The following is an 18,046-nucleotide window of genomic DNA, read 5'->3' on the forward strand; positions in this document are numbered from 1 at the left end:
AAGAGGTGGGTTACGCCAAGCAGATGCGCTTTCGCGCATCTGCAGGGCTAACCCACCCTACGAGGCTGCTTCACCCCTTCGGTGCCTGCTTCTCCGACGCGGTCGCCGGCTTGACCTTGGCGCCGACGACGCGGACCGCATCACCATCCGACAGACCATCCGGCGGCGCCGTGATGACGCGGTCATCCGCTGCGATCCCCGAGGCCAGCTCGATTTCGCGGCCGAGATCGCGCGCGATCGTCACAGGCTTGAACAGCACCTTGTCGTCCGCACCGACGGTCGCAACACGCAAACCGCTACCGTTGAAGATCAGGGCGCTCGCGGGAATGCTGAGCGGCGCGGCGTCACGCTGGAGGCTCAGCTTCACGCTGGCATAGCCGCCGGGCATCAGCTCGCCGTTGGAATTGTCGAGCCCAAGCTGCATGCGCGTCGTGCCGGAGGCGACGTCGACCGCCTGTGAGGAGGCCTCTACCGTCGCCTGGAACGTCCGGTTCGGATATTCCGGCAGCGTGATGACGGCCTTGGCCCCGATCTTGATCGCCGGCACGTAGTTCTGGGGAACGTTGACGTACACGCGCAGCCTGGTGATGTCGGAGATCACGAACATCGCCGGGCCCGAGCCGCCGCCGGCATTGATCAGCGCGCCGACGTCGGTGTCGCGCGCGGTGACGACGCCGTCGAACGGCGCGGTGATCTTCTTGTAGCCGGCGAGCGCTTCCAGCCGCTCGACATTGGCCTGCCCCGAATTGACGGCCGCCTTCTTGTTGGAGAGATCGGCGGTGCGCTCGTCGATCTCCTGCGCCGAGACGAAGTTGGAGGCGACCAGCGTCTTGCGCCGATTCAGCGTTGCTTCCGACAGCCGGGCGCTGGCCTGCTGGCTGGCGAGATCGGCACGGGCTTGCAGGAGTTGCTGATCGAGATCGGGCGCCTCGATCTCGGCAATGACCTGGCCGGCCTTGACGCGGGCGCCCATGTCGGCACTCCAGCTCTTCAGGTAACCTGACACGCGCGCAAAGATCGGGGCGCGGTAATAGGCTTCCAGCCGGCCCGGCAGGTCGATGGTTGCATCGAGAGCCTTGGCGTTGGGCAGAGTTACAGCGACGCTCGGAATGGCCTGATCATCGGTCCATTCCTTCAACCTGGAGCCCTGCTCCTCGCGGGCCCTGATGCCGGTGCCCACGACGAGGCCTGCCGCAATCAGTGCCGCCACGCCGAAGACGCCCAGTTTCCGGTGCGACACCGGGGAGCGGGGTTCAGTGGGCGCCATGCGGAGTCTCCAATGAGGCGGCGGCCTTGGCGCCTTGTTTCTTGTGGACCATGCTGAAGACCACGGGAACAAACATCAGCGTGGCGAATGTTGCAAAGATCAGGCCGCCGATCACGGCGCGGCCAAGCGGCGCATTCTGCTCACCGCCCTCACCTAACCCCAGCGCCATCGGCGCCATGCCGATGATCATGGCGAGCGCAGTCATCAGGACCGGGCGGAACCGGACGAAGCCGGCTTCGAGCGCGGCGGCGATGGGATCGCCGAGCTCCTCGTAGCGCTCGCGGGCGAAGGAGATCACGAGCACGCTGTTTGCGGTGGCCACGCCCATGCACATGATGGCGCCGGTGAGCGCCGGTACTGACAGCGTGGTTTCGGTCATGAACAACATCCAGACGATGCCGGCGAGCGCTGCAGGCAATGCAGTGATGATCACGAACGGATCGGACCAGGACTGGAAGTTCACGACGATCAGGAGGTAGATCAGCACGACGGCCCCAAGCAGGCCAAACAGCAGGCCGCTGAACGCGCTGTTCATGGTCTGCACCTGACCGAGCAGCACCACGGAAGAGCCCTTCGGCACGTCCTTCGCCGTATCGGCGATCACCTTTCGGATGTCGGCGGCCACCGCACCGAGATCGCGGCCCGAGGTCGTGGCAAAGATCTGCACCATCGACTGGATGTCGTATTGCGACACCACGGCACTGGACGTCGACCGCTTGATGTCGGCGATGCCGCCGAGGATCGGCGACTGCGAATTGCTTGCCGCGGTTATCGGCAGCGTCCGCAACGCGCTGAGCGAGTCCATCTGGTATTGCGGCGTCTGCATCACGATCGAGTAGGACACGCCGTTGTCGGGATTGAGGTAGTAGGTCGGCGCCACCTGCGAGGAGCCGGCGAGATTGACCACGAGGCTGTTGGTGACGTCGCGCTCCGTCAGGCCGACATATTGCGCGCGGGTACGGTCGACGTCGATGTTGAAGGTCGGATTGTTCGGCGACTGCTGGATGCGCGCATCGGCAACGCCGGGAATCTTGCGGACCTTCGCCAGCAAGCTGTTGGCATAAGCGAAATTCGCACTGACATTGGCACCACGGATTTGCAGGTCGATCGGCGCCGGCGCGCCGAAATTCAGGATCTGACTGACGATGTCGGCCGGCAGAAAAGCGAAGCTCACGCCGGGAAACAGGCGCGGCAGTTGCTCGCGCAGCACCTTCACGTGCTCTTCCGTCGGCTTGTGGCCTTCCTTCAGCTTTATCTGAATGTCGCCGTCCTGCGGACCGATCACGCCGGTATTGTTGTAGGTCATGTTGATGCCGGAGATCGGCATGCCGATGTTGTCGGTCATGGTTTCGATCTCGCCCGGGATCAGCTTGCGCACCGCCTTCTGGACGTCGGCGAGCTGGTTCGCGGTCTCCTCGACGCGGGTTCCGACCTGGGTGCGGACATGCATCAGGATGTTGCCGGCATCGACGGCGGGAAAGAAATTGCGGCCGAGAAACGGCACCAGTGCGAAGGACGCGCCGACGACGCAGAGGAAGCCGATCACGAAGACCGCGCGGTGCGCCAGCGCCAGGTCGAGGAGGCCGCGATAGCCACCGCGGATGCGCTCGAACCGCGCCTCGAAGCCACGCTGAAACCGGACGAAAGGATTGCGTGACTTCGGCGGTCCGCCCTCGTGGTGGACGTGCGCCTTGAGCAGATAGTTCGCCATGGTCGGCACCAGCGTGCGCGACAGGATGAACGACCAGATCATCGCGAACATGACGGCTTCGGCCATCGGCACGAAAAGGAAGCGCGCGACGCCGGTGAGGAAGAACATCGGCACGAACACGATGCAGATGCAGAGCAACGAGACGAAGGCCGGCGTCACGATCTGGTTGGCGCCGTCGAGAATCGACTGCTCGACCGGCTTGCCCTGCTCAAGATGGTAGTTGATGTTCTCGATGGTGACCGTGGCGTCGTCGACGAGGATGCCGACCGCGAGCGCAAGGCCGCCGAGCGTCATGATGTTCAGCGTCTCGCCGATCGCCGACAGCATGATGATGGCTCCCAACACGGAGAGCGGGATGGAGACCGCGATGATGATGGTCGAGCGCCAGCTGCCGAGGAACAGCAGGATCATGACGCTGGTGAGCAACGCCGCAATCACGCCCTCGAAGGCGACTCCCTGGATCGCGCCGCGGACGAACACCGACTGATCGCCGATGAAGCCGATCTTCAGCGCATCGGGCAACTGGTCCTTGACCTCGATCACCTTCTGCTTGATGCCGGCGATGATGTCGAGCGTCGAGGTCGCGCCCGCCTTCAGCACCATCATCAGCACCGAGCGGTTGCCGTCGACATGGACGATGTTGGTCTGCGGCGGATTGCCGTCCCTGACGGTCGCGACATCGCGCACGTAGACCATCGCGCCGTTGACCGTCTTGATCGGAAGACTGCCGAGCTCGTCGATCCTGAGCGGCGAGTTGTTGAGTTGGATGTTGTATTCGAACTGGCCGATCTTCTGGGTGCCGACCGGCGTGATCAGGTTCTGCGCGGCGAGCGCATTGGCGACGTCCTGGCCCGAAAGGCCGCGGGCCTGGAGGGCGGTCGGATTGAGATCGATCTGGACCTGGCGCTGCTTGCCGCCGAACGGATACGGGATCGCCGCGCCGGGCACCGTGACAAGGGGCGTGCGGAGCTGGTTGATGCCGATATCGGCGAGGTTCTGCTCGGTCAGCCCGTCGCCGGACAGTGCCACCTGGATGATCGGCACGGTGGACGCCGAGTAGTTCAGGATCAAGGGGGGCGTCGCACCCGGCGGCATCTGCTTGAGCAGCGTCTGCGAGATCGCGGTGACCTGCGCGTTCGCGGTGCGGATGTCGACGTTGGGCTGGAAGAAGATCTTGATGATGCCAAAGCCGTTGTAGGAATTGGCGACGATATGCTCGATGTCGTTGACTGTGGTCGTCAACGCGCGCTGGAACGGGGTAGTGATGCGGCCGGACATCTGGTCCGGCGGCAGGCCGGTGTACTGCCAAACCACGCCAATGACGGGAATACGGATGTCCGGGAAGATGTCAGTCGGGGTTCGCAGCGCCGCGAGCGGGCCGATGATCAGCAGCAGGAGTGCGAGCACGACGAAGGTATAGGGCCGGCTCAGGGCAATACGGACCAGAGCAATCATGCGCCAGGCAATTCCAGGTCGAGCAAGGATAAGGAATCCGCCCCCACGGCGATCCCCATACCTCCTTTACCTGAGCACCGCCGGAAACGCTAATTTCCGGCGGCCTTTCCGCATTCACTTCCCTGCTACCGCGCTGCGAAAAAGACACCGCAGCCATGCGACCGCGCCTCACGCGGCGCGGACCGAGTCCAGGAACTTGCCGACCTCGAGCTTGAGACGGTTGGAATCGCGCGACAGCATTTGCGCCGCCGACAGCACCTGCGACGACGCCGCACCGGTCTCGGTGGCGCCGCGCTGGACATCGCCGACATTGGCCGACACCTGTTGCGTGCCCTGGGCCGCCTGCTGCACGTTGCGCGCGATCTCCTGGGTCGCCGCGCCCTGCTGCTGCACGGCCGCCGCAATCGCCGAAGCGATCTCCGACAGGCGCGCGATGGTGCCGCTGATCTCGCCGATCGCGCTGACCGAATCCTGCGTCGCCGCCTGGATGCCGCCGACCTGCTGGCCGATTTCTCCGGTGGCCTTAGCGGTCTGCTCGGCGAGCGCCTTGACCTCGGAAGCCACGACCGCGAAGCCGCGGCCGGCCTCGCCCGCACGCGCCGCTTCGATCGTGGCATTGAGCGCCAACAGGTTGGTCTGGCCGGCGATGGCGTTGATGAGCTCGACGACGTCGCCGATCCGCGCTGCAGCCCGTGTCAATTCGCTCACACGTTCGGTGGTGGCATGGGCCTGGCTGACGGCTTCGCCGGCGATCCGGGTGGAATCCTGCACCTGGCGGCCGATCTCGCGGACCGAGGACGACATCTCCTCGGCCGCCGATGCCACCGAGTGGACGTTGCTGGAGGCTGCTTCGGAGCCCGATGCGACGACCGAGGCCAGTTCCTGCGCCCGGCCCGCGGTCGTGGACAGCGTCGAAGCCGAAGCCTCGAGCTCGGTCGCGGCCGATGAGACGGTCTCGACAATCTCGCCGATCGCGGCCTCGAAGCCGTCGGCGAGCTTGGTCATGTCGGCCTTGCGCTGCGCCTCGGCACGGCGCTGCACCGCCTGCACCTCGTCGCGGCTGAAGCGGATGATGGTCTGCACGGTCTGGAGGTTGCGCAGCGCCTCGCCGATCTCGTCGTCGCGCTCGATGACGATGCGGTTGTCGAGCTTGTCCTGCACGAGGTTGACCAGGGTGTCGTTGAGATGCTGCATCGGGCCCCGGATCGCACGCATGGTCGCAAGACCGGCGAATCCGGCAATCGCGGCGCCGACCACCGCCAGCAGCGACAGAACCAGGCTGGTCGAGCCGCCGGTGGAGAGTGCGCCGCCGATGCCGAGCCCCAGTATGAACAGCGCCTGCAGCGTCATCATCGTGACGAGGCGCGCCTTCAGCGTGCCGGTGAAGGCGCTGAAGCGATCGAGCAGTGAGCGGCGGCGGATGATGCCGGCATCGATGCGATAGCCATGCGGCTTCTTCTCACGGATCGCAGCATAGACCTCTTCGGCGAGCTTGCGCTGGTCGGCCGGCAACCTGGTGCGAATGGAGGTATAGCCTTTGACCTGGCCGTTCTCCCGGATCGGGGAGGCCGTCGCAAGCACCCAGTAGAAGTCGCCGTTCTTGCGACGGTTCTTCACCGCGCCGAGCCAGGGCTTGCCGGCCTTCAGCGTGTCCCAGAGATTGTCGAACGCCTCCGGCGGCATGTCGGGGTGACGGACGATGTTGTGGGGCTGGCCCATCAGCTCGGCCGACGTGAAGCCGGCGGCGGCGAGGAAGTCCTCGTTGAAGTAAGTGAGCTTGCCCTTGAGGTCGGTGCGGGAGACGATCAGCGTCTCGTCGCTTACCGGATATTCGATCTCGGTAATGGGAAAATTCTTGCGCATAGTAGTCCCCTGGCAAAATTTCAGACGCGTCTATCGACGCCAAATCGCCATTCCGGGCGCATTTCAAGCCGACTATCTCAAGTCGAATTTAACTATCGATGAAGCCCAGCGACCGTAGGACTACGGGCGGCGACACATCGAGCTGCGCCGACGTCATGCTGCCCGCAAAGCAAACGAGCGGCGCTTGCGCGCCGCTCGTCGTCAAGTCGATTGATGCCGCAAATCTCAGGCCGCGCGGACGGTGGTCAGGAACTTGCCGACCTCGGTCTTCAGCCTGTTCGAGTCGTTCGACAGCATCTGCGCCGCCGACAGCACCTGCGAGGAGGCGGTTCCGGTCTCGGTCGCGCCGCGCTGCACGTCGGTGATGTTCGACGACACCTGCTGCGTGCCCTGCGCCGCCTGCTGCACGTTGCGGGCGATCTCCTGGGTCGCCGCGCCCTGCTCTTCCACGGCAGCGGCAATGGCCGAGGAGATTTCAGACAGGCGCTCGATGGTCGAGGAAATCTCCTTGATCGCGCCGACCGATTCGTTGGTCGCCGCCTGGATGCCGGAGATCTGCTGGCCGATCTCGCCGGTGGCCTTCGCGGTCTGCTCGGCGAGCGCCTTCACTTCGGAGGCGACGACAGCGAAACCGCGGCCGGCTTCGCCCGCGCGCGCCGCCTCGATGGTCGCGTTCAGCGCCAGCAGATTGGTCTGGCCGGCGATGGTGTTGATCAGCTCGACGACGTCGCCGATGCGGGCCGCTGCCTTGGACAGCTCGCTGACGCGCTCGGTGGTGGTGCGGGCCTGACCGACGGCATCGCCCGCCATACGGGCCGACTCCTGGACCTGACGGCTGATCTCACCCACTGACGAGGCCATTTCCTCGGTCGCCGACGCGACCGACTGCACATTGGTCGAGGCTTCCTCCGAAGCGCCGGCAACGGTGGTCGCCAGTCTCTGGGAGCGCTCGGCTGTTCCCGTGAGGGTGGTGGCCGATGCCTCCAGCTGGGTCGAAGCAGACGACACCGTTCCGATGATCTCGCCGACCGCGCTCTCGAAGTCATCGGCAAGCCTGATCATGTCACGTTTGCGCTGCTCGACATTGCGACGCTCGGTTTCGGCCTGTTCCGTCTTCAGCCGTTCGACCTCGATCGCATTGGTCTTGAACACTTGAACCGCCTGGGCCATCGCGCCGATCTCGTCCTTGCGCTCGGTGCCAGATACGACCACCGATGTGTCGCCCTTCGCAAGAATCCCCATCTCGGTCGTGATGCGCTGGATTGGGCGGGTGACCGCGAACGCGACGCCGAAGGCGCCGACAAGCGATAGCAGCAGGGTAACGAGGCCACCGATCAGCATGGACAGAGTTGCGTTGCCGGACGCCGCCTCGGCAGCCGCGGCCCGCACCGTCAGCAGAGATCGCTCTTCAGCGTCCATCTCCTGCACCACGGCGCGCAAGCCATCCATGGCTTTCTTGCCGGCGCCGGATGCTTCGAGCTCGCGGGCCTTGGCCTGGGTTGCCGGATCCTTCATCAGTGCGATTTCGCGCTGCGCGATGTTGGTCGCCCAGTCATTCGCGAACGCCTTGACTTGATCGAGCCGCTTCTGCTGCTTCGCGTTGTCCGAGGTCAGGCTACCGACCTTGGCCGCCGCCGCCTGGAATTGCTTCTGCCCGGCCTCGTAAGGGCCGAGAAAGCCGGCATCGCCCGACACGAGATAGCCGCGAACGCCGGTCTCCTGATTGACCATGGCGCTGACAAGGCTGGAAAGCTGCTCGAGCACCTCGTAGGTGTGAACGGTCATTCTTGCCGTCGAGTTCATCACACTCAGGGAATTGTAGATCGCCCCGGTGCTGCCGGCGACGACCAGGCAGATCGCGACAAACACCGCCGAAACCTTGATGGAAATGCGTAGATTGTTGATCCAGGACATCAAATACCCCAAGCTTGCCGGTGCACCAATTGCTCATCAAGGGCACACTCCCCGAGTGCGCACGACGTTCGGCCCTTTACTTTATGCGCGCGACTTATGATGAAACCATTAGCCATACTCCGCACTCCTACGGAGGAATTGCGGAGCGATGCTCCGCATTCTTACTGGCCTATCGGAAACTGGAAAATGAGCGACTCGAGCTCGGGCCGAGATCGGCTCGACCCAAGCCGTCAGCCGCGCCGGGAAATGAACAGTGAGCCAAGAGAGCTCTGCGCTCAGCGCATGAGCCTAAGTGCGTCGGAGAAAAACTCCGGGCCGCCGAAATTTCCGGACTTCAGAGCGAGCAGCATGTCACGTTCGGCGCCGACCGCGCGCAGCACCGGTACGCCTGCGGCAATCTCCACTCCTACGAGAAACCCGGGAATCTTCAACCGATCGACGACGGCTCCGGACGTCTCGCCGCCGGCAACGATCAGTCGCCGCACGCCTGACTTTACGAGGCCCTCTGCAATATCGGCCATGGCCTGCTCGATGGCGTGACCGGCCGCGTCGCGACCGTGGCGCGCCTGCAGCGCGGCGACCTGATCCGGTGTCGAGCTCGATGCGATCAGCACCGGACCCTCAGCCAGTCGCGGTCCTGCCCAGTCCAGCGCGCGCTGCACTTCGTCTGCCCCCGTAATGATACGGTCCGGATCCAGATGAAGCACCGGCATGATGCGTTCGGCATTGGTGATCTGCTGAAGCGTCGCCTGCGAGCAGCTTCCGGCGAGGCATGCCGCCGGCCCGCCGACCGGCGCGCCTGCATCACCGGTTGCCGTTTCCTTGACCTTTCCGGTCGACACCAGAGCCCGCGCGAGTCCGAGGCCGATGCCGGAGGCGCCGACCGACAGCCGATGTTCGGCGGCGACGAGACCGATGGTCTCGAGGTCGCGGTCGAACACGGCGTCGATGATCGCGGCACCGGTGCCCTTGCCCGAGAGCTCCGCCAATCGCGCCCGCACGGCCTCTGCGCCGCGCGTGACGGTGGCGAGATCGACGAGGCCGATCTGCGTGTTGCTTTGGCGCGCCAGCACGCGCACCAGGTTGGAATCATGCATCGGGTTGAGCGGATGATCCTTCAGCGGGCTCTCATTGAGCGGTACGGCGCCGACGAAGAGGTTACCCTGGTAGACGGTGCGGCCGGTCTCCGGGAACGCCGGCGTCACCAGCACGACAGCTTCGCCGCAATCGACACGCAACGCGTCCATCACCGGGCCTATATTGCCGGCGTCTGTGGAATCGAAGGTCGAGCAGATCTTGAACAACACGTGGCCCGCGCCGCGGCCGCGCAGCCATTTCTCCGCCGCACGCGAGCGCGACACCGCGAGGCCGGCTTCGATCGAGCGGCTCTTCAGCGACACCACGACGGCATCGACCTCGGGCAGCGCGAGATCGTCCGCGGGCACGCCGATGGTCTGCACGGTGCGCAGGCCCGCGCGCGTCAGCGTGTTCGCGAGATCGGAGGCGCCGGTGTAGTCGTCGGCGATGCAGCCCAACGCAAGTGTCACGGCTTCACTCCAGCGTAAGGCTTGAACCAGGCGAGGCCATCGGTGGTCTTGCCGCGCGGGTTGTATTCGCAGCCGACGAAGCCGGCATAGCCGAGCCGGTCGAGCTCTTCGAACAGGAACGGATAGTTCAGCTCCTCGCCGTCGGGCTCGTTGCGCGAGGGGATGCTGGCGATCTGGACGTGGCCGATGATCGGCATCATCTCGCGCAGCCGCATGGTGACGTCGCCATGGATGATCTGGCAGTGATAGATGTCGAACTGGAGCTTCAGGTTCGCAAGCCGCAGCTCCTGGACCAGGTCGCGCGCGAAGCCGAAATCGTTGAGGAAGTAGCCGGGCACGTTGCGCGCATTGATCGGCTCGATCACGATGTCGATGCCGTGGGGGGCGAAGAATTCCGCAGCCCAAGCCACCGATTTGTAGAACGCCTCGATCGCGACGCGCTCGCCGCGATTGGCGATGCCTGCCATCAGGTGCAGGCGCTTGACGCCGGTCGCCTTGGCGTAGGGCAGCGCCGTCTCCAGGCTCGCCTTGAGATCGTCGAATCGTGCCGGCAGCGCCGCAAAGCCCTTTTCACCAGCATTCCAGTCGCCCGGCGGCAGATTGAACAGCGCCTGGGTCAGGCCATTGCGCTTGAGCCGCTCGCCGATCGCTTCCGCCGGATGCTCATAAGGAAAGAGAAACTCGACGGCGGTGAAGCCTGCTTGCGCGGCGGCATCGAAGCGATCGAGGAACGGCACCTCGGTGAACATCATCGAGAGATTGGCGGCGAAACGGGGCATTGGAGTTCCTCTTGCTTATTTGTCGCCGGGCAGCTTCACGCCGGTGACCTGCGCATACATCCGCGCCACCGAAGCATCGTCGTCGCGGCCCATGCCGGCGGCCGATGTCATCAGGAACATCTGGAGCGCGGCGGCGGAGACCGGCACCGGGAATCGGGCAGTGCGTGCCATGTCCTGGATGATGCCGAGGTCCTTGACGAAGATCTCGACCGCGCTGCGCGGCGCGTAATCGCCATCGAGCACGTGCGGCATGCGGTTCTCGAACATCCAGGAATTGCCGGCGGAAGCCGTGATCACCTCATAGACCTTGCGAATGTCGAGGCCCTGCTTCGCCGCAAACGCTATCGCTTCGCTGGCGGCGGCGATGTGCACGCCGGCGAGCAGCTGGTTGATCATCTTGAACGCAGCGCCCTGCCCGGCGGCATCGCCGAGCTCGTAGAGCTTTGCGGCCATGGCATCGAGCGCGGGCCGTGCCTTTGCAAATGCGGCGGGACTGCCGGAGGCGAGGATCGTCAGCTCGCCTTGCGCGGCGCGCTGCGCCCCGCCGGAGATCGGCGCATCCAGATAATGCCGTCCGGTCGCCTCAAGCTGCTTGGCCAGGCGCCGCGCCACATCCGGATCCATGGTTGCGGAGGACACGAAGACGCTACCGTTCGGCATGGTCTCGGCGGCCCCATCCTTGCCGAACAGGATCGCCTCCGTCTGCGCGGCATTGACGACAACGCTGACGACGATATCGGCCTCCCTGGCTGCTTCGGCCGGCGTCCTGGCCCCCGCACCGCCTTCCTTCACGAAACGGTTCACCGCTTCCGCCGAGACATCGCAGCCGGTGACGGCATGGCCGGCGCGCTTCAGCGAGGTCGCCATGCCGTATCCCATCGAGCCAAGACCGACGACGGCGATGCGCTGACTTTGAGAGGTGGAGGCGGACATGCAACTGACCCTTGCGAACGTTTCCCGGATGGCCCGCCTTTGCGGCGGCTCGTCACCTCGAATAACACGGCTTGGCCGCGCTGCCAAAGCGTGAGACAAGCAGACATGACGGCCATGAGCAACGAAACACGGCTGCGCGAGGATATCTGCCGCTTCGGACGGTCCCTGTTCGAGCGCGGACTGACGCCGGGCTCCTCCGGCAATATCAGCGTCCGGCTGGATGGCGGCGGCTGGCTGGTGACGCCGACCAATGCCTCGCTCGGCTTTCTCGACCCCGCAAAGCTGTCGCGGCTGGACGATCAGGGCCGGCTGGTGTCGGGCGATGCGCCGACCAAGGAAGTCGCGCTGCACACGGCGCTCTACGACACGCGCGGCAGCGCACGCGCGATCGTGCATCTGCACTCCACCCATTCGGTCGCGCTATCGATGCTGCCCGAGATCGACCCGCGTGCCGCGCTGCCGCCGATGACGGCCTATTACCTGATGAAATGCGGCGCTACCGCGCTCGTCCCCTATTACCGCCCCGGCGATCCCGCAGTCGCGGATGCGATCAAAGGGCTGGCGGGTCAGTATTCATCGGTGTTGCTCGCCAATCATGGCCCGGTCGTCGCCGGCGACACGCTCGAGGCCGCGGTGTTCGCGACGGAAGAGCTGGAAGAGACGGCGAAGCTGTACCTGCTGCTTCGCGGGATGAACCCGCGGTACCTCTCGCCGGAGCAGGTGACGGATCTGGTGAAGGTGTTCGGGGTGACGCTGCCGGAGCATGGGCACGGGCATTAGGGCTCGTGGTGTCATGGGCAGACCAATGCCGCACCGCCCACCACTGTCATTCCCCGCGAAAGCGGGGAATCAGTACGCCGCAGCTTCTCCGTATCTCTCTGATGTCTCGGCGTACTGGATCGCCCGCCTTCGCGGGCGATGACACCGAGTGTGTTGCGCGAGTGTGCCCAACACTTCCCAGCTACAGCCCCAGATACGCCTTCCGCACGTCCGGATTGCCCTTGATCTCGCTTGCTGCGCCCTGCATCAGCACCCGGCCGGTTTGCAGGATGTAGGCGCGGTCGGCGATCTCAAGGCATTCGGCCATGCGCTGCTCGACGATCAGCACGGTCATGCCGGCGTCGCGGATGCGCTTCACGGCCTGGAAGATCTCGTCGACGAGCTTTGGCATGATGCCCTGCGACGGCTCGTCCAGCATCAACAGCCGCGGACGTGTCATCAGCGCGCGACCGATCGCGAGCATCTGCTGCTCGCCGCCAGAGAGCGTCTCGGCGCGCTGCTCCAAACGTTCCTGGAGACGCGGGAACAGCTTGAAGACGAGATCGAGCGGCCCCTCGCGGTCCGCCTCGCCGCGGTAGAGATAACTGCCGAGACGAAGATTGTCGCGCACCGACAGGCGCGGAAACAGGCGGCGGTTCTCCGGAACATAGGCGATGCCGGTCGCCGTGATGTGATGCTGCGCCATGCCGTCGAGGCGTTTGCCGTCGAACGTCACCGTGCCCGAACGCGGGCGTTCGGCGCCCGCGATGGATTTCAGCAGCGTCGACTTGCCCGCGCCATTGGCCCCGGCGACGCAGACGATCTCGCCCTTCTGAACCTCGATCGAGACCGCGGAGATCGCGACAAGGCCCTGATAGGAGGTCGTGACTTCACGCACCGACAGCATGACGATCTCCCAGATATGCGCTGATCACCTTGGGATCGCGGACGACGTCGGAAGGCTTGCCCTCGACCAGCACCTTGCCGAGATCAAGCACGATGGCGCGGTCGACCAGCGGCATCACGATCTCCATGACATGCTCGACCATCAAGACGGTGATGCCGGCATCGCGCACCTTGCGCACCAGCGCCACGCCGGTCTGCGCCTCGGTCGGGGTCAGGCCGGTGAGGACTTCATCGAGCAACAGCAGCTTCGGTTCGGTCGCCAGCGCACGAGCAACTTCGAGACGGCGCTTCTCGGCCGGCACGAGATCGCTCGCGAGCACGTCGGCGCGCGCGGCAAGGCCGGTGAACTCCAGCACCTCATGCGCCTTGCGGCGCGCCTCGCGCATCACGGTGTTGCGCACGAGCGCTCCGACGATCACGTTATCGATCACCGTCATGGTCTCGAAGCTCTTGACCACCTGGAAGGTCCGGCCGATCCCGCGCTGACAGCGCTCGGCCGCCGGCATGTGGGTGACGTCCTCGCCGTCGAATAGAATCGAGCCTTGCGTCGGCGGCAGCACGCCGGCGATCAGATTGAACAGGGTCGACTTGCCGGCGCCGTTCGGGCCGATCAGGCCGACGATCTCGCCGCGGCCGACGGAGATCGACACGTCGCTGTTGGCGACGAGGCCGCCGAAGCGCTGCCAGACGCCGCGGGTTTCCAGGAGCGCGCTCATCGCGTGGCTCCCTTTGCTTTCGAACGGGAGAACAGGCTCAGCAGCCCCCGCGGCAGGGCCAGCGAGATCAGGACGATCAACGTGCCGTAGACGATGAGGTCGACACCCCGCCCCGAACCGCCGAACTTGAAGCGCGTCAGCTCGGTCAGCGGGATCAGGATGGCCGCCCCCAACACCGGCCCCCACAGGGTGCCGATGCCGCCGAGCACGGCGGGCAGCGCCATCAGCAGCGAAAACTGGAAGCCCATGACGCTTTCGGGATCGATGTAGGAGACGAACTGGGCGTAGAAGCTGCCGCCGACGGCGACCAGGAAGGCGGAGACCGCGGCCGCGCCCATCTTGGAATTGAACACGTCGACACCGAGGCTCTCGGCCGCCTCCGGGTTGTCCTTGACCGCGCGCCACCAGAATCCCCATTTGGAGTTTTCCAGCCACCAAGTCACGAACCAGGCAAGGCAGCACAGCGCCAGCGCGAAATAGAAGTACGGCAGCTTGGTGCGCAGGAACTGAAATTTCAGCCAGCTGTCGCCGCGGATCGGAATCGTGATCCCCATCGCGGCGCCTGCCCACTCCCAGTTGTGGAACAGAAGCAAGCCGATCTCGGCGATGACGATTGTAGCGATCACGAAGTAATGGCCGCGCAGACGGAAGAAGGGATAGCCGAGCCCCATCGCGATCAGCGCCGAGACCACCCCACCCGCCAGCATGCCGAACCAGGGCAGCACGCCGAACTTGGTGAAGAGCAGCTCGGTGGTGTAGGCACCCAGGCCGAAATACAGGGCGTGGCCGAGCGAAATCTGCCCGCAATAGCCGGACAGGATGTTCCAGCTCTGCGACAGGCCCGCGTACATCAGCGTCAGGATCAGGATGTTCTGGACGACGACGTCCTTCACGAACAATGGCGTCAGCGCCGCGATGAGGGCGAGCAGCGCGGCGATGATGAGGTCGCGGCGGCGCCGCGCTGTAAAATCCTTGTCCATCAGATCGATCCGAACAAGCCACGCGGCCGGATGAAGACAACGAGGAGGTAGACGGAGTAGATGCCGACCGATTTCAGCGAGGGCGGCAGCACCAGCGCAGTGATCGCCTCGACGAGGCCGACGATGATGCCGCCCGCAAACGCGCCGAACACGCTGCCGAAGCCGCCGAGCGCCACAGTGACATAGGCGATCAGGGCAAAGGACGCGCCGACATCGGGGTAGATATAGAAGAAGATCGCCATGATCGCGCCGGCGAGACCGACCAGCGCGGCACCCAGCCCCCAGCCGAACGCAAACACGCGATTCTTGTCGATGCCCACAAGTGCGACCGCGCCGGGATCTTCGCGAGTGGCCTCGATCGCACGGCCGAAATCAGTGCGATGGATGAAGAAGTAGAGACCGGCAAAGGCGAGAATTGAGACCAGCGCGCCGACCAGCTGCGGCTCCGGCAGGAAGATGCCGGCAACCGAGATGGTTTTGCCGCCGAGCCAGGACTGCGGGATGCTGCGATAGTCGGGCGTGAAGAAGAACTGCGCAAGACCGCGCATCACGATGGCAAGGCCGAACGTGGTGAAGATCTGCACCATGCCGGCGTTGGCCTTCGCCCGCATGGCGAAACGTACAAGGAGCAGGTAGACGACCGCTCCGAATACAAACAACGCTGCAGCGACCAACGGCGCCGACAGCAGGGGATCGATCGCGAAGAAGGCGAACAGAAAGAAGGACAGGTACATCGCGAGCATCAGGAACTCGCCATGGGCGAAGTTCGTGACGTCCATCAGGCCGAAGATCAGCGCGAGGCCGACCGCGATCAGTCCGTAGAGCAGGCCCATGAGAAGGCCGCTCGCGAGACTCTGGATAATGGCTTGGGCTGTCAACTCTCGTCCCCCGTTCGAAAAGTCACCGTCTGCTCCGTCATTGCGAGCAAAGCGAAGCAATCCAGCATCCCACCACGGAGACAGTCTGGATTGCTTTGTCGCTTCGCCCCTCGCAACGACGAGGCTCGCGCGACGATCGCGATGTGCTCCACTGCTCCCGCAGCACCCTATTTCATCGGCCAGATCGCCTCGGCGATCGCGGCCTGCGGCGGGAAGATGGTGACGAACTTGCCGCCGACATATTGCAACAGCACCGGGTCGGCGTCGTTGTTCTGACCCATCTCGTCGAACTTGACGCGCTTCCAGGGCATGATGGTCTGATCGCCCGGGATGTCGGTCGCCGCCAGCGCGTCTCGGATCTTCTCGCCGTCGGTCGACTTGGCACGGTTGATGGCGTCGGCGAGGATGATCAGGCCCATGAACTGGCGCGAGGTGAGATCGTTGAAATCCTTGCCCGACTTCGCCTTGAACATGTCGTTGATCTTGCCGACCATCGGGCGCTTCTGCGCGAGGTCGAGCGAGAACGTGCCGCGCGAGATCACGCCTTCGAGCTTGTCGCCGACGGCATCATAGAGCGCCTTCTCGGAGAAGCCGGCGTCCTGCGCCACGATCGCGTTCGGCTTGTAGCCGAGCTCGGCCATGGTCTTGACCAGAAGGATGCCATCGGTGGTGTAGCTCGACGGCATCAGCACGTCGGCATTGGCGGTCTTGAGCTGCTGCACCTCGGCCGAGAGCGAGGGCGAGTTGGCGCGGTACTTGATGTCGGTGACGATCTTGTAGCCGCGCTCGCCGGCGATCTTGGTCTGGGCGTTGCCGGAGTCGGTACCGAAGATGGTGTCTTCATGGAACAGAGACAGCGTCTCGATCTTGGTGCCCTTCTTCTTCATGGCATCGAAGAAGTCGAACATCGCGGCCGAGTACATCTCGTCATGGGGCGCCGCGCGGAAGTAATATTTCAGGCCGCGGCGATGCAGGCTGGGCGAGGAATTGTCGGCGGAAACGAACGGGACCTGGTAGCGTTCGCAGATCTGGCTGACGGTGACGGCGACCGCGCTCTGATAGGTGCCGATGACGGCGCAGACCTTCTCCTGCGTGATCAGGCGCTCGGCTTCGGCGCGGCCCTTCTGCGGGTCGGCCTGGTGGTCGGCGAACACGAGACGGATCTTCGCGCCGCCGAGTCCCGGCAGGCCTTCGCCCTTCGCCAGCGGCAGGTCGAAATCGGTGTTCTTGTTGATGACTTCGAGCGCGGTCTCATAGGCCTTCTGCGCGTCGACGCCCTGCTGCGCGCTGCCGCCGGAGAACGGATAGATCACGCCGATCACGACTTCCGAGGTCTGTGCGCGCGCTGCCAGCGGCACGAGAGCGGCAGTGGCGGTGGCTCCCAACAACACGTCGCGGCGAGTGATCGTCATGGCAAAGTCCCCTGTTACTGAATTGCGGTTGATCGAATGAAGCGATTGATGGATGCGGTAAAGCCTGAAGAAGCAGCAGACGCTGCCCACTAAATCACGGCCATGTTTCTGTTCTTCAGATCCGTCACCAGCATGAGGCCGGGCGAATGCGTGATGGCGAACGGGAGTTTTGCGGCATTGATCACCGATTGCGGCGTCACCCCGCAGGCCCAGAACACCGGAATCTCGTCGTCGGCGACCGGCACCGGATCGCCATAGTCGGGCTTGGCGATGTCCTTGATGCCGATCAGATGCGGATGGCCGAGATGCACGGGCGCGCCGTGCACGGCGGGATAGCGCGAGGTGATCTGCACCGCCCGAATTGCGTCAGCCGGCTTGAAGGGACGCATCGACACGACCATGGGACCGGCGAACGGCCCGGCCTCGCCGCAAGGAATGTTGGTGCGATACATCGGCACGCGCACGTTCTTCTCGATGTGGCGGATCGGCATGCCCTCTTCGAGCAGGGCCTCTTCGAACGAGAAGGAGCAGCCGAGCACGAAGGTCACGAGGTCGTCGCGCCAATACTTGGTCACGTCGGTCGGCTCGTCCACGACCTCGCCGTCGCGCCAGACGCGGTAGCGCGGCACGTCGGTGCGGATGTCGAGATCGGCGCCGAGCGAGGGGATGTGAGGACTGCCGACATCGGACATGCCGATGATCGGGCACGGCTTCGGATTGAGCTGGCAGAAGCGGTGGAAGGCGCTGGCATATTCGGCAGGCAGGATCGCCAGATTGCCCTGGACGAAACCCGGAGCGACGCCGGCGGTGGAGGCGACCAGCCCCTCGCGATAGGCGAGCCGGGCCCTGCGGCTCGGAAGGGAGTCGGTTGTTTCAGTTTGCTGCGCTGCCACCAAAACAGTCATGTGATCGACCTGCCTATAAAC

The 18,046-nt window shown here is 64.6% G+C and carries 14 protein-coding genes; 1 reads left to right on the forward strand and 13 read right to left on the reverse strand.

The genetic code is table 11. From position 1 onward, the window contains the following. Positions 1-70 precede the first annotated feature (70 nt). The 7 genes from AX729_RS02115 to ltnD form a co-directional block, all read right to left on the reverse strand. The gene (locus AX729_RS02115) at positions 71-1,267 is read right to left on the reverse strand and encodes an efflux RND transporter periplasmic adaptor subunit (RefSeq protein WP_061020234.1); all 1,197 of its coding nucleotides are present in this window, start codon (positions 1,265-1,267) and stop codon (positions 71-73) included. Continuing rightward, positions 1,254-4,433, reverse strand: a complete 3,180-nt coding sequence (locus AX729_RS02120; RefSeq protein WP_061020235.1) for an efflux RND transporter permease subunit — start codon at positions 4,431-4,433, stop codon at positions 1,254-1,256. Before AX729_RS02120 ends, AX729_RS02115 begins: the two co-directional genes overlap by 14 nt. A 168-nt stretch (positions 4,434-4,601) precedes the next feature. Next, complete coding sequence (locus AX729_RS02125) at positions 4,602-6,296, reverse strand: methyl-accepting chemotaxis protein (RefSeq protein WP_061020236.1); 1,695 nt, start codon at positions 6,294-6,296, stop codon at positions 4,602-4,604. A gap of 225 nt (positions 6,297-6,521) precedes the next feature. Then, positions 6,522-8,210 carry a methyl-accepting chemotaxis protein gene (locus tag AX729_RS02130; RefSeq protein WP_156456655.1) on the reverse strand — a complete coding sequence of 563 codons (1,689 nt, stop codon included), beginning with the start codon at positions 8,208-8,210 and terminating at the stop codon, positions 6,522-6,524. A gap of 275 nt (positions 8,211-8,485) precedes the next feature. Continuing rightward, positions 8,486-9,757 carry a 3-oxo-tetronate kinase gene (gene otnK, locus AX729_RS02135; RefSeq protein ID WP_061020237.1) on the reverse strand — a complete coding sequence of 424 codons (1,272 nt, stop codon included), beginning with the start codon at positions 9,755-9,757 and terminating at the stop codon, positions 8,486-8,488. After that, positions 9,754-10,536: a 2-oxo-tetronate isomerase gene (gene otnI, locus AX729_RS02140; RefSeq protein WP_061020238.1), complete on the reverse strand. Its 783-nt coding sequence runs from the start codon at positions 10,534-10,536 to the stop codon at positions 9,754-9,756. The genes otnK and otnI overlap by 4 nt, the downstream gene beginning before the upstream one ends. A 15-nt stretch (positions 10,537-10,551) precedes the next feature. After that, the gene (gene ltnD, locus AX729_RS02145) at positions 10,552-11,469 is read right to left on the reverse strand and encodes an L-threonate dehydrogenase (protein WP_061020239.1); all 918 of its coding nucleotides are present in this window, start codon (positions 11,467-11,469) and stop codon (positions 10,552-10,554) included. Between the two features lie 105 nt (positions 11,470-11,574). Between ltnD and otnC the strand changes: the two genes are divergently transcribed. After that, positions 11,575-12,249, forward strand: coding sequence for a 3-oxo-tetronate 4-phosphate decarboxylase (gene otnC, locus AX729_RS02150; RefSeq protein WP_061020240.1), 675 nt, complete (start codon positions 11,575-11,577; stop codon positions 12,247-12,249). Positions 12,250-12,430: 181 nt separating this feature from the next. Here the strand turns inward: otnC and AX729_RS02155 are convergent, their stop codons facing one another. The 6 genes from AX729_RS02155 to AX729_RS02180 form a co-directional block, all read right to left on the reverse strand. Continuing rightward, the gene (locus tag AX729_RS02155; RefSeq protein WP_061020241.1) at positions 12,431-13,135 is read right to left on the reverse strand and encodes an ABC transporter ATP-binding protein; all 705 of its coding nucleotides are present in this window, start codon (positions 13,133-13,135) and stop codon (positions 12,431-12,433) included. Further along, on the reverse strand, positions 13,119-13,850 hold the full coding sequence (locus AX729_RS02160) for an ABC transporter ATP-binding protein (protein ID WP_061020242.1): 732 nt from the start codon (positions 13,848-13,850) through the stop codon (positions 13,119-13,121). The genes AX729_RS02155 and AX729_RS02160 overlap by 17 nt, the downstream gene beginning before the upstream one ends. Then, a complete protein-coding gene (locus tag AX729_RS02165) occupies positions 13,847-14,830 on the reverse strand; it encodes a branched-chain amino acid ABC transporter permease (protein ID WP_061020243.1) in 984 nt (327 codons plus the stop codon). Before AX729_RS02165 ends, AX729_RS02160 begins: the two co-directional genes overlap by 4 nt. Beyond that, positions 14,830-15,708, reverse strand: a complete 879-nt coding sequence (locus AX729_RS02170; RefSeq protein ID WP_061020244.1) for a branched-chain amino acid ABC transporter permease — start codon at positions 15,706-15,708, stop codon at positions 14,830-14,832. Before AX729_RS02170 ends, AX729_RS02165 begins: the two co-directional genes overlap by 1 nt. Positions 15,709-15,875: 167 nt before the next feature. Next, on the reverse strand, positions 15,876-17,120 hold the full coding sequence (locus tag AX729_RS02175; RefSeq protein ID WP_061020245.1) for an ABC transporter substrate-binding protein: 1,245 nt from the start codon (positions 17,118-17,120) through the stop codon (positions 15,876-15,878). An 89-nt stretch (positions 17,121-17,209) separates the two neighbouring features. Next, positions 17,210-18,025 carry a putative hydro-lyase gene (locus AX729_RS02180; RefSeq protein ID WP_061020246.1) on the reverse strand — a complete coding sequence of 272 codons (816 nt, stop codon included), beginning with the start codon at positions 18,023-18,025 and terminating at the stop codon, positions 17,210-17,212. Positions 18,026-18,046: the final 21 nt, after the last annotated feature.

Origin of the sequence: Bradyrhizobium sp. CCH5-F6 (assembly GCF_001556045.1) — a bacterium.
Classification (GTDB): domain Bacteria; phylum Pseudomonadota; class Alphaproteobacteria; order Rhizobiales; family Xanthobacteraceae; genus Bradyrhizobium.